This is a genomic window from Corynebacterium glutamicum ATCC 13032, from assembly GCF_000011325.1.
GTDB classification, from domain to species: Bacteria; Actinomycetota; Actinomycetes; order Mycobacteriales; family Mycobacteriaceae; genus Corynebacterium; species Corynebacterium glutamicum.
Window position 1 is genome coordinate 1,818,385 of sequence record NC_003450.3, and the last position, 13,765, is coordinate 1,832,149.

At 47.1% G+C, this 13,765-nt stretch carries 9 protein-coding genes; 5 read left to right on the forward strand and 4 right to left on the reverse strand.

Going from position 1 to position 13,765, the window contains the following annotated elements; genetic code table 11:
* Positions 1–87: 87 nt before the first annotated feature.
* Together CGL_RS15535 and CGL_RS08640 are read left to right on the forward strand one after the other, a co-directional pair.
* A complete protein-coding gene (locus CGL_RS15535; RefSeq protein WP_011265798.1) occupies positions 88–393 on the forward strand; it encodes a hypothetical protein in 306 nt (101 codons plus the stop codon).
* A 20-nt stretch (positions 394–413) separates the two neighbouring features.
* Entirely contained in the window at positions 414–785 is a 372-nt protein-coding gene (locus CGL_RS08640) for a hypothetical protein (RefSeq protein WP_011265799.1), read from the forward strand.
* A 575-nt stretch (positions 786–1,360) separates the two neighbouring features.
* Here the strand turns inward: CGL_RS08640 and CGL_RS08645 are convergent.
* On the reverse strand, positions 1,361–1,570 hold the full coding sequence (locus CGL_RS08645; RefSeq protein ID WP_011265800.1) for a hypothetical protein: 210 nt from the start codon (positions 1,568–1,570) through the stop codon (positions 1,361–1,363).
* 223 nt (positions 1,571–1,793) lie between these two features.
* Complete coding sequence (locus CGL_RS08650; protein WP_208400643.1) at positions 1,794–3,998, reverse strand: KAP family NTPase; 2,205 nt, start codon at positions 3,996–3,998, stop codon at positions 1,794–1,796.
* A 245-nt stretch (positions 3,999–4,243) separates the two neighbouring features.
* Here CGL_RS08650 and CGL_RS08655 point away from each other — a divergent pair, with 245 nt between their 5' ends.
* Together CGL_RS08655 and CGL_RS08660 are read left to right on the forward strand one after the other, a co-directional pair.
* Positions 4,244–5,941, forward strand: a complete 1,698-nt coding sequence (locus tag CGL_RS08655; RefSeq protein ID WP_011014576.1) for a hypothetical protein — start codon at positions 4,244–4,246, stop codon at positions 5,939–5,941.
* Positions 5,942–5,986: 45 nt separating this feature from the next.
* A complete protein-coding gene (locus CGL_RS08660) occupies positions 5,987–6,208 on the forward strand; it encodes a hypothetical protein (RefSeq protein WP_011014577.1) in 222 nt (73 codons plus the stop codon).
* A 582-nt stretch (positions 6,209–6,790) separates the two neighbouring features.
* Here CGL_RS08660 and CGL_RS08665 read toward each other — a convergent pair.
* Positions 6,791–7,222, reverse strand: coding sequence for a hypothetical protein (locus CGL_RS08665; RefSeq protein ID WP_011014578.1), 432 nt, complete (start codon positions 7,220–7,222; stop codon positions 6,791–6,793).
* A gap of 141 nt (positions 7,223–7,363) precedes the next feature.
* A protein-coding gene (locus tag CGL_RS08670) for an IS3 family transposase (protein WP_101677571.1) occupies positions 7,364–8,553 on the reverse strand; the annotation gives its coding sequence in 2 pieces (ribosomal slippage) (positions 7,364–8,271 and positions 8,271–8,553; 1,191 coding nt in all).
* A gap of 3,827 nt (positions 8,554–12,380) precedes the next feature.
* On the opposite strand from CGL_RS08670, the gene CGL_RS08680 reads away from it, so the two are divergent.
* Positions 12,381–13,682, forward strand: a complete 1,302-nt coding sequence (locus CGL_RS08680) for a hypothetical protein (protein ID WP_011014583.1) — start codon at positions 12,381–12,383, stop codon at positions 13,680–13,682.
* Positions 13,683–13,765: the final 83 nt, after the last annotated feature.

Sequence of the window (13,765 nt, forward strand, 5' to 3'; positions counted from 1 at the left end):
AAAATATATGCAACAGTAGAAGTCAGGCGAGATCGTTCCGCAACTTGCCAACTCCACACACACCCATTTCACTGATTGGAATGTGACATGAGGAAACTAGCTTCGATTGGTATTGCAATAGCATTATCGCTTGCAATCACTCCTACTATTCAGGCGAATGAAATAATCACGCCTCAAGCCATGGATCGAATTGCAGTAAAGTGCAATGTCCACAAAATTTGGTCGGTTCCAAGCTTGAACAACTATGACGGTTGGGTCGTAGTTGGTCATGCCTATTCTAAGGTTGAGGCTGAAAAAAGGGCCAATACTTTCGTCCCATTTGGTCATACTAAACGTCATTGCCTTCCGGTACCTATTGACCGCTTTCCGTTTGAAGGACTTAACCGAAGTTAAGGTGCTAGGCGAATCAACTCATGCGAAAAACTTATGTCTTTCTAACTCAATTTATTGTAGAAAAAGGCAATGAAAGTAACGCCTACAACAGATATCGCGAACGAGTGCAGAATCTATTGGCTCTGGACGGTGTTGATGTAATTTCAGTTTCTAAAAACCTTCAGCAGGCTGAAAAAGCTTATGGATGGGAGTCGCTTTCCGACCAATATCAAATGGAGCACGACGGTAAATATCCAGAAAACCATATTCTGTGCGATGTTTACACTGTGGTCGTTCTAAATGACATAGAGAAATTTGAAGAAGCTGCTGAACTCTTGATCATGGATGACCGAGACGTGAGTGTTGATGCTTTCCCCAGTCGCGTCGACGCTTTCGAACAGGTGCTGTTTTAGAAGGGAAATAGACAGCATCAACGCTTCGCGGGTAAGCCAGCAGAGCAAGATTCATGGGCATGAGTCGTAAGACAGACCGTGACGGCACCGCATAGCCACTGTACAGTTGCTGTTAACTAGGACTATCTCTTTTCCTGCCCTGAATGGCGAGCAGAAGATCGTTGCGTAACCCATCAGAATTTTCTGCAACCAAAGACCGCACTTTGTATCAGCAAAGTGCGGTTAATACCAATTCCCGGAAAGTAGAACATGGGGAGATTTAATGAGGAAGCAGTACCGAACATGCATGAAAGAGAGACAGGCAAATAGCCGACCAGAGCGTATAAAGGTACCATACACACCCTGTCAACCGATGACATAGTCATTCCACCCGAATGAGTAGTCACACAACCAAGACAAATCACAACTGTATTACCCCACCGGATGGTGTAAAAAGCACGGAAGACTTGATTTAAAGGGTCCACTACCGATTAAGGCGATTGGGTACCGGAATTCCAGAAAGTCGGTACCCAATCACCTTAATCGGTTTCTTACTTACTCTGGAAAACAACTCCCTAGGAAGCTGTTACAAACAGTCACTCATCAAATCCTGAATCAGTCGCAGTACCTTCTGTGGATTGATCACTGTCAGCGATGGATACTTTCTGCCGACGTTTCTCCATCAGTTTTTTAGAACCTCCGACCAGCCCTACACCTGCTAACAGCACCAAAGATGCTCCTACAGAGCCCTGAACCCTGCCCTTGTGCAGTCCTTTATTAAAACCATGTCCCCACTGCGCACTCATATGTACTCCAAACTATTGACATCTACGGTAGATACGAGTCTAGTGCGATCTCGATGCAGTGCTTACCCGCACCACCAGCAGAGGTAGCGACAGTTGAAGGACACCTTTAGTACGATTACCGGATCCTCTATCATTTAATGCAGTCGCCGCTGATGGTGAAATTTATTCACCTGACTCCTTACACGCTATGCCAGAATTAATTGAAGTCATGACCTCAGCCTCATCAATCGACTATAGAATCTGCGATACTGTAGCCCCCTAATCGTTCTCGAGTGAAATCACTTCTTCCAGTCTCCAGTGCATATGCGACAACTTTTCGCTTCCCTTCCCAGCTAAAATCCGTGAACTGTATCTTACCTAGTTCTACATCTACTTCAGACTTGGTTATAGCCCGTAGAGAATCAGGTACGTACCGTGAAAACAGACTATGCTGAAAAGAATCTATCCATGCACCACCGCTTGGTCCCTGTCGCGAAGAATACACAGTCGTTAAGAAAAGCACTCCAATATCTATCACATCAAACTGATGTTCCTCTATACCACTTTGCAGAGACTTCAGCACTGAAGAAAAATTCGAGCTTTTCGCCAAAATACCAAGCGAATATGGACCTAAATCCCAATCTGAGGGGTCCTGATTCTTCAATACACTTAAAATTCTAGCTTCGGTCTTTATATTAACTTTACGAAAAAGCTCAAGGCCACTTACATCATTACCACAGGCTCTAGCCCTTTCCCCCACCTGGTTTAACCAGAAAGCAGCCTCATTAAGCGTCATCTCAGAAAAGAATTTCTCATAGAGTTGTTCCACTGGTAATTGAGGCAATGCACCAAGAATCGAGCACGCATGGGAATACAGGTCACTGAATATGCCGCTCATACGCACTTGACGACCTTTATCATGCATACCATTAGCAGCGGTGAATAACACCTCAACTGCCATGTGCCTAACACCCTCTCCATCAAGTCGATCAATTGCTAGAGGAAGCTTTTTCATCACTGATGCCACCATGTCATTGTCATCGGAGTTAATTAAATCGACGAAACCCATAGCATCGTCCGCATTAGATAGATACTTATCCAACTGTTCATCACTTATGACATGTCCAGGTCTTTGAAACATGAGGTACGTGTCAAAATAAACTTCCGTCGAGATCCCCCTCTCACGATGCATTCTCGTACTAGGGTGATCCGAAAGACGTGGGAAAAGGAACAAAAGCATGGTCTTTAAAAGATCCATCTGCTCGTTGTTCATCCCCTCACATAATTGCTTTTCCCAACCGGGTTTCTGCGAGCCTGTCGTTCGACCTCCTTGAAGCAATACTTCCTTCGCTCGAGAAAGACGTTTATACACAGACGGAAAAACAATTCGAATGGTCGCAAGTATTGTGAGATCAACGCCGTTAACTTCACCTGATCCATATATCCGAGTCCAGTTGGTTAGTAGAGCAGCAAAACGGTGCAACAGCCTCGGCGTGACCAGAGTCTTTTCCCAGACATCGAACATTCTCGACTTCACTAGTGCAAAGTCTTCAGGATCACCCGATAGCGAAACACCCTGGAAAAGCTTGTCAAATAATGCACTGAGCTCTTTCTCTATTTGAAATGATGTCAGAGGCGGAACATCGAAAGGATACTGCACGATTTTCTCCATGAAACGCAAAGCATCATCTTCGCTACCACCTACAGCTGTCGATCTGGCTAGCGTCGTTAACAGTGATTCTTCTTCATAAACCAAAAGATAATTCACCTGCGGGAATCGTCCAAGCAAGCGTATTACTTTCATTAACAGCGCCAATTCATCAGTATGGAGGCGATCAATATCATCGACGACAATGAGAATTCGCTTGTTCAGATCTTTAAAATGGTTCGCAGCACGTGTATACAGCGTTGGCCACGAATCTTGCTCCTGTTTCCATGTCTTATATACAGCGTTTGCAGCATCTACTCCTTTTGAGAGCGCAAGTGCTTCTAGGACACCAAACCCTCCGACCCCACCTGCAATTGACCCAATCGTGCTAAAGGTTTTCTGCAGAACAGTTTTGATCTTTTGGCCGGTCTTATCATCAGGTACCGTCCCAACGATTACTCGGTAAAACTCCTCAATCAAAGATTGCGGGTCAGAGGCCACCCACGGGTTGAAATCAACGATTGTCCATTTTTCGTTCGATAGAGATTCTTCCGAGCGAATCAAATTAACAAGAGATGTCTTACCACTGCCCCACTGACCAGTAAGACTGAAAACAGTGCTCGCTCCCCAAGGTGCCACATCGCAGATTATATTTGCCAGCTGGGCTGAATACGCAGAACGCTCGAAACGATCCTCAGAGATCTTAGTAATAGGCAAGTCTCGACCAGATACTGAATCTCCATCAGTTTTTACCGTGTTGTTTTTTGCCGCATCTGAAAATGGGGTAAACAGTCCGCTCATTTCTAGCACTGTACCGTGCTAAATCTTGGCACATGCAGCAATATCGGTGGGACACATCATCCATCGCTGTGTGCTAGAACCGCCGTATGTTAATAAGGCCTACTACGCCCCTGCAGAGATTCTAGTTCTCCTTCTTAAAACGGATATACCATCCAACTCTTAAGTCGCCGTATACATCGACTTTTCGGCTTCATATGAGATGCTATTTACCTACTTTTCCAGTGGTGTGTCATAAGATCCGAAGCATGACTGTTTTCCATGATTTTGAAATAGTAGTTACCCCAAATCCTGATGCCCCAGAAGCTTTGCAAAAAATAGGAGAACAATACTGGATAATCTCGGAGATTAACCCAGATCTGAAAACTGTTCAATGGGCGCAGAATGTCTCAGATATTGACCATCAACCCTGGTCATCTTCCGCCTACCTCGCTGCTGCAGCAGCAGTGGATGCTACAGTCCCTACCGCACATTGTAGTGCATGTGATTCTATCTTGACGTTAACGTCTCGTGCCGCAGTGAGCGAGGTACTACGAGAGCGACCTATAAAGTGCAAAAAGTGTACCCCCAAGATTGATGAACACATCAAAAAAATATTAGACCCAGCAGCCCAGGCGAGACAAAAAGAACGCGCTGCGCGAAAACGGGAAGAAGACTGCAAAAGGGCGCAACAGCGGCTTGCAGATCAGAAGGCGCGAGAGGCGCGACAGCTGCTAGATATTGAACGTCAGCAGGTGATTGCAGATCGCTATGGGCCGTTGGTGAATATGCATAGCGACGCTGTGCTAGCGGGTGCTTCAATAAGAGCAAAAATAGGTGCTCTCGCAACTATTTACGGTGCTCAAAACTTAGAGAATGTCATTCACTCAGTTAGTTTTACTGACAGACGTATTTCTCCCGATGGACAACTGTCGAAAGAATTATTTCGCGAAGCTTGGAGCGCAAACCTTCTTATCCCTGATCCATCTTCTGATGTGGAAGCGTTTGCGTGGAGCGAAAAGAATTCCACTGAGCTAGCGGGAGGCATATTCGTTGAGAAAATGCTATTTACTGTCCCGGACACAGGCCGCTCCAATAACCGTGTCCAGAGCTTCTCAGAAGAACTTCGTAACCACATTTCTTTGAAAGATATGTATTCTACACAACGTGAAGAGCTATTAGACCTTGCCTACGAGCTCATGGTGGGGGAAGCAGTACGTTTTGCTAACTTCCGCCTTTATGATCAGAATCTCCCACCACTTACTGAAGCAAATATAGACAAATTGAGAGCCCATCTACGTGAGGCCGCAGCTAGTGCGTCACTAGGAGTGTTATATCTAATGGTGTGGCGATCTGTAAAAGACGCAGCTGCAGCGCACACTAAACATACAAGAATGAGCAAAGAAAATGCGACAACGCATAGTGTTACAAAAGTTTCTATCTTTGTTGACCAATTATTAAGCGGAACATTCCCTTGTTCAAAGCCTTTTCACGAATCTTCACAAGTCCCACTGAGTGAAGCCACCAAGATAGTTTTTAATTTGATTATGGAGTCACCGCCGATGGAAACTGAGCCGAGTGTGCTGCGAAATTCCCTCCAAGAACACTCGGATTGGGAGCTATTGCAACAGTGTGATGAGAAGATTCCTGATCGGGAGTTTCTGATGGAGTGGTTATATCAAGAACAGACGTGGACTGCAGAGCAATTTTTTGATGCTCTAGCTATGGTTTCTTCTAGCGAGTTTCGTATATGTGCACCTGGATGTGCGCATCAAGTAAGTGCAGACATCGCTACACAAGTCTTAGAATTCCACGATCGAGTGTCTTTCCATGACGATCGTAAAAGCGCCATGCTTGCTGCTGAAGCAACTATTATTGGTAACAAAATTGGTTCACAAGCACGGGCCGGAGACTTTGTTTTAGGTGAAGTAATCACCAAGCTGCAGAACATACCTGGTGAGGTATAACTTCTGCGTCGTCCAATTAGTCTATGACTATTTTTCTCGACGCTGATGGAGAAGTCGTGGATTTTCGCCCGTAACCACCAAGAACTCGCCGAGGTACTCCTCGAACATCTCGACATCACCCATGACAGCGATCTCGTGCGCCTCGCAGCAGCGTGTCTCGACTGTGAGGTCGATGCCGTCATGTGGGTAGAAGACAAAGACAATGAACCACCACTCAACAGTTTTTTCACACTCAGTGCAGTGACACTACTCAACATCTATCTATAGAAAAGCCATCAACGCCCCTCACAGAAAAAGTGATGAGGTGTTGATGGCGTTGACAGAGTTGCCGCACATCCACAGGCGAGCGCAAACAACACACCTGCGACATCCGTGTGAATTTCTACCCGTCAATGACCACAAGGTGAACCCGTGGCTTACTCAAGTGAAGTGCCCCAGGTTTTGTTCCGTTTGAGTAGATGGGAAAATCTGAGGCACTTCATACCGGCACACTTGATCTCTGTGCACATAGCGATACTGATGTTCAGTTCCGGCCACTCAACACAGCGCTGACATTCCACTACAATGCAGACTCTGCAGTATGGGAACTCGCGCCATTTGACTAACACATCCACAAAAAATAACCCTCGTAGTAGCTTAAACAAGCTGCTGCGGGGGTTATTTTTTTACTTTTACATGCAAACCCATACAGTGACTCCTGCCGGCAACAAGCCCCATAAATCGACGTGATAAGCCGGTGCGACTTCCTCCGGGAGATTCCTGCGAACTCACTTTTTCGACCATGATCTCCCATCTTTTGATATCCTCTCCACCCTAAAGAGTGGAGATTCCGGCTCAAAGAGCGGTGGTTCAAGCTGCCTCTGAATTACGCTCCACGAAACCCTCAAGCCCCGGAGCTACCCACCCTACGGGGAGTGACCACAAGTGAGACAGATCAGGTCTAAATGATGTGCGCTCCTCTTCGAGCACAAGTGCAGCAAAGTCTTCTTCGAGTGTTGCACTCATGAGAGATTGACCTGGAAAAACAAAAGAAATTTCACCAGGCGTGGAAAGAGCCGTCACAAACACCAGATGGACCAATTGCCCTTTATATATTTCTTCACGAGCAACATCAGCCTTGTTAATATCTTCCCATTCAAGAAAATGGTTCTTCAGCTTCCTACCCTTCAGAAGCTTTTCAATATAATCACGTCCATCTGAGCCATCTAATAAACCTACGCAGCATTCATAGCTTGAATGCTGCTCAGAAAGGAACAAGAGAATCAGTTTGTCGGAATACATGCCTCAATTCTCCTATCCTATTCCTTATTTAACTACGGCCTATCGTACAGGGAAGATAAGTCGCCTTATTGATATCGCAGCCCAATACGCGCCCCTGCTTCAGCGGGTCCGACCCCCGGATGGTGGACACGGAGGATTTGATCAGGAAGCAGATCTCAGGATAGCAGGACCGCGCTCCTCAAACACGACCGGAGCCAGATATCTACACCAGGAATGCCGGCGAACCGTGTTGTAACGGGTACACCAGCGGAAGACGTCCCGGCGACAGCACAATTGATTTTCAAAGGTCTTGGAATCCTGCAGGACTTCCCGCTTCATCGCGGCATTGAAAGACTCCGCCAAAGCGTTGTCAGCACTGGTGCCAATTGATCCCATCGACTGCCTGATCCCTAGTTTCTTACACGTCTCCTGAAACGCATGAGACGTGTAAACGCTGCCGTGGTCGGAGTGAAAAATCGCACCTTTGAGGTTTCCACGCTGGTCTTTAGCCATGAGCAGCGCGTCCTGGACCAAGCTCGTGCGCATGTGATCTGCGATAGAAAAGCCCACCAACCTGCGGGAGTAACAGTCAATGACCGTGGCCAGGTACATATTCGACCCATCCTGAATTGGCAGATAGGTGATATCCCCGACATAGAGCTGGTTCGGCTTGTCAGCGGTGAACTTCCGGCCGACAAGGTCAGGGAACACTGTCTTGGTTTTGTCCGGCACGGTGGTGGTGACCTTGCGTTTCTTTGTGTATCCGAACAGCTTCAACGATCGCATGATCCGGGCAACCCGCTTGTGGTTCGCAAGGTCATGGCCGATCTGGTCTTTGAGTTCAGCCGCGATTCGTTTGGCCCCATAACAGCCACTGTGAGTGGTGAATACAGTCTTGACCTGGACCCCAAGAATAGCGTCGCTGAGCAGGCGTTTTTCACGCGTGAAGGCGGTGCTTTTCCATTTGTAATATGAGGAACGATTGAGCTTCAACACGTCACATATCCGCTTAACCGAGTAGGTCTTTCGAGCGTCATCAACGAATCGGAAGCGGATCACCAGTTCGTCTCTTCCGCGAAATATTTGGCCGCTTTCCGCAGGATGTCACGCTCTTCGCGGAGGAGTGCATTTTCCTTTTCAAGTTGGCGGATCCGTTCAGCTTCGGACAGCGCGGTGGCCGTGTTAGCGCCATGTGGAGTTGAGTTGGCCCCGTATTTAGTAATCCAGTTTTTAAGGGTCATTCGGTTGATTCCGAGATCATTGGCGATCTTCTGGATCGAGGTGCCGGCGGAGTTCTCGTAGAGCGCGACAGCGTCGCGCTTGAACTCCTCTGTGTAGGTCTTGCGTGGCATGGTGGCAGATTACCTTTCCCAGCATCATGCTTGTTTCAAGGTGTCCACCATCCGGGGGTCAGGTCCAGCTTCAGCTTTTGAACTTCTCCACATTGGATGACATCAACTAAGCGAGTGCGGACATACTGCAGAAACAAATGGTTTCCTCACTTCCTTCTATGAAATCCAGCTAGGTGCAGCCTCTGAGCTCCCTACTAGAAAATCGCGCATAAGTTCCAGTACACCGATCACGAATGGCGTTGCTTGACATCCTCCCCGCCCTCGACGTGCGGGGCTGGCGCGTATACCGAGAGGTCACTTCTGCATCAACAACGCAAAATACTGGATAACCACCAACATCAATGCCTGTATTAATAGTGCTGACATGCTGCAGCCTCTGCCTATAAAGCGCATCAACACGAGACTGCGCACTATCATGCGGTGAGCTGTGAAATTCTTTTGCTAAAGTGCGATACACCATAAGCTCTATTGTCCCCTACGTGCTCGTTTCTGGCCTTTTAGTAAGCACCAGGAATAAGCGCCGATGAAGACACAATCATACCGACAATTAATCGTGCCGATATGAGCTCTTAAAAGACAGCATAAAACGAGTTTTTCAAAAGCCTATTAAGTGTCAATTACGACGTGCATTAATAGATACTCAATCACCTTAAATTGTTGACACACTCCACTAAAACAGGTCTATTAAAAGACAATTGAATTACGCCCTAGTAGTACTTGTTTCAGGCCACCACTTAGAAGGCTTTTAAGTATCCACTATGTATCAATTATCTAGAACCTTTAGTGACTTTGAAACGGCAGTACTCTATTGGCTCTTAATGGTCAATTACATAACAATTATATTGAGCCTTTGAAACAACTCACTCTGCTGCATATTAAAAGGTCGATTAACTAACGATTGAATTGATCCTTAAAAAGCCTTTATCTATCGCATTATGAATAAATATTTAATCGACCTTTAATAGTGACCTAAAAGCCTTTTAAAAGCCAACGCATTCAGTGACTTTTAAAAGGCTATTAAGTGTCAATTGAATTGCCTTGTTACTGGCTTTTAAAAGGCTATTAAAGAACACTCCCCTATTGTCTTTTAATCGTCACTTAATCGACCTCTAAAAGGTAACTAATTGACTCTTGAGTGACACATATTTAATTGACCTTTAAGTAACGATTATAAGGCAATTAATGTGACCAAATAAAGACACGTAACTGACTAATCTTTATCTGACTATTACAAGGCTTTAAAAGAGCACTTATGTGTCGATTAAGTGTCTACGCAATAACTGTGCTTTAAGAGGCTTTAAAAACTACAATTGAATCGACCACTAATCGTTACTTAAATGACTATTAACAAAAGTCACTTTTAGAGCACCGCAAAAGCCTTTTAATGGTCACGCAATAAGCCTTTAAGTAACAATTAAATAAGTGGCTTTAAAATCACTACTGCAGCACGATTGAAAGGTAATTAGCGGTCGATTAAGTGTCAATTAATTAATAGTGATTCAAAATCTCATTAAAGCGCAATTCAATTGACAGCTAATAAGCCCTTAAGTAACAAATACTTTATCCGTACTTTAAGGGCACGCTAAAAGCCTTTTAATCGACATCTAATTGTCATAACGCTTCGATGCGCCCATGGGAATACACTTAGCGGTCGATTAAATGGATACTAAGTAGCAATTAGCCAGAGTCGCGTGACAGAGTTGTGGCGCACAGTAGCACATCACCCCTACCCCCGTGCATCTCTTAATTAGCACTAAAACAACATTTATCTACTTTATGCTGTTTAGTTTTAACGGACTACTACCCCCACCATTGCGGGACAGTGTAACGGTATTGTCCGCACTAAAAGTGACTGAAATATGGCTACAGAGCTGCCTGCAACGAGCATCCAATTCAAGCCGACAACGAGCTTGTAGAAACGCAGCTACAGCGGACACCAACGAGCCAGCAACGCATGATCTAGCGGCCTGAAACAGGCGCCTTGAAGCCCGCCACAATGTCGCAACAAGGTCGCAACAATAGCCCGGAAAACTCCCCAACGGACTGTTGAGGCAATCAGCTTGAGTCACCCAACAAGTGCCCCAGCGAGCCTGCTCTATCGGTTGCGAAATCGGCCTCAGCAGGCTCTCTCAAACACTTGAGAAAAACTCTGCAGCAAACCTTCCTCACGCCCCGCAACAAGACCTCACAAGACTGCAACGGCTGCTAGAAAAAGCTCCTATAATTCCTCGCAGCAAGCTCCCAGAAACACTGCCGCAGCACCGTTTAAAACCCGCCACAGAATTACAGCAAACCCCTCAGCGACACTGCTGAAGCACTGTCGCATGTCGCAGCCCTCCGTGAGCCCAGAACCCCTTAAAAATATCCATTCCAGGACCTCTTAAACGGTCTCTACAGGGGCTGAAAAAGCACTTATCAAGCTACAACGTCTGCTTCATCTCTATCACCGGTATATTCCAGTGGGACCCTCGTTCTCGTGCCTCGAACCCCACTGAAATACACCGGCGTCGCACTCGCTTCGCTCATATATACAGCAGACCTCTCCTACCTGGGAAAACGCAAAACCGTATACACGTATATACGGCTGAAATCGGCAAAAACCGCTGCCGTATACACGTGTATATGAACTTAATTTCCCCAGCTTAACAAGCATATTCGCCCCTTTTCTGGTCGCTAAAGCTCCCGCCACAGGGGAAAAAGAATGAAAGGGCATAAGGGGGTGTGACGCATTGAGCCTTTCGCTGCGCTCAATTCTCAATCCGATCGGCATAGCCGATACACCTGGTTTGCTGACGCAAACCCCCGTCCTTCGGACGGCCCTTATCACCCAGCTCCCAAGCCAAAGAGGGGTCAGTTGCTGCGCTGTCTTTCCTCCCCTCTTCGTCTTCCGCTGTGTGCCCCTTCGGGGTGCCCCTAACAACCACCGATGTGGCTGGCGCCACGATCTTTTCGGTGGTTGTCATTCAAGCCCTTGAGACACCAACCTGACTGCAGCTGTCGCTGCGTCATGCCTGTAGGTTCGCTGCGCTCACTGGTGTTACGGGCTTTCAAGACAGGCGTGCTGCGCGGCCCTCATAATCGTTGTGACGATTCTTCGTTGCCCGCTGCGCCCGCGACGCGCCTAAAAGCAATCACCTTTGCACGGCTGCTGCTCCGTTCTTCGAACTCCCACATCAGCTCGCACAGCCCGTTGAAGGCGCGCTAAAAGATGAAAAGATCCTGCAACAAAAACGGTTGCAAAAAACTCAAGGGAAGCTCGCTACGAAACCTCTCGTTTCTTCGCAAGCGGTGCGCGACGCACACTTAAAAAACACTCTCGCAACACTCGCTCAATTACTACGTTCAAGAGTCCAACCAACACAACAAACCAAGCTCTAAGAATCCGAAAATATCAGATAATTATGCACCCCTTTTAATATCAACAAAGGTACTCAGAAGTTCATTAATTACTCACCCACATAATTTATGAAAACTCTGTCCCCGTAGGCGCACAATGGATGCCGTGGATTAGTAGCAAAAAGTCTGACTCAAGGCAAGCGCTCGCAACCTACGGTTGCTTCTCGCGCTTGTGCACGTGTAGTGAGTTGGGTTCTTTTTTTGCCCGAGGTTGAGGTAAGCGATTCTCGGTTTCACCGATCATCGCGCCAGGCGGTGCCTGGCCGGATGAACTTGGGAGTGTTGGGTGCGCAGCCTCGCCGCCCGGTGGGTGGTTGCTATGAAAGAAAAGCAACCCGCCCCACAAACACATACAATTAACTTCTATATTTAGTAAATAAATAACTAGTATTTTTAATGACTTACAAATATCAAGAAAGAATCTATTCCTTATGTCCGCATTATCTAGACCGCACAAGATCGCCACCGGCGTTGCTGTCGCAACTCTTACCCTCACCTTGTGTACCTCTGCTGCCGGCGTTGTCCATGCAGCGCAACAATCCATCAGCGGTCCAGAATCCTCCTGTGCTTTTAATCAACAGCGTTGGGATGACAGCAAAGTTAAGCTTGACGACACCATCGCTACGGCCAAAAACTCATTGGTACAAACAGGCGAACTGCACCGCAACGAACAGGATCTACTTACTGGCTATCTTTTCCAGCAACCGCACAGCAGCAATTACCTTGCACTCAACAACGCTTATGCCGATGCCGTAGCAATCAAAGACAGCTTTGTCCGCCCAACATGTGACGGTTCTAAAGAGTCCAAGATTGCCAGCGAACACGCCGTGTCTGAGGTTGTGGGTGCAGTGAATGTACTCGCCCGAGCACAAAAAGCGCTGCAGATTAACTCCGACACCTACGAACAGCAACGTCGTTGTGATGCCCTTCGTCTAGCAAGCCGAGATGAATCAGATGTTCTTATGCGCATTGATCGCACCATGCTGCAGCTTCGTCGCACACTAGCTGACATTGACCAGGCGTCCACAGACATTCGCGATATTCGGGCTCAAACAACAAGCTTTGAACGTGATCTTGCCCGCGAGCAAAAAGAGGCCGACGCAGCAGCACGTGCTCAAGCTGTAGACACTTCGACCACACCAACATCAAGCACAGAAGATCGTGTCAACGACATTCTTAAAGAGTCCCGTACCGATCACAGTGGCGACAGTTACACGCGCTCAACGACAACGAGCGCACAAAGCACTGAGCCGGATTCTGCAACCAACACCTCATATCTGTCACGTCGTCTCGACAGCCTGGAACGCAGTGCGCAGCATATTGATCTCAATACCCAGTGCGACAACCTCGATGATCTTCGTGAACTCACCAACAATGACACGCGTGATCACACCGGCTCCGTCATTTCCATTGCCGATCAACTCACAGACATCACCAATGAAATCAATGAATTACGCGATAGCACTTTTGCCACCAGAGACAGTGCCCAACAAGCACAGGATCAGGTAATTGCTCAACGTGAAGAACTGCAACGAGCAAAGGAAGCACGACTAGAAGAACAGCGACTCGCCAAAGAAGCAGAAGAGGGCGCTCGCAACGCAGCAATTCAGGAACGTGACGCGGCCGAAGCAGCACTGCGTGAAGCACAAGACCTCCTCAGTCGCCTCGATGACACAGGCAACGCAACCAGTGATGACACAGCAGCGCTAGTAGACGGTCTTCTCAATAACTAACAATCAGCAACACCGCTCACCGGATACCTTATGAAACACCTGGTGAGCGGTGTGTTTCACCCCAACAACCGAGTAAAATATAT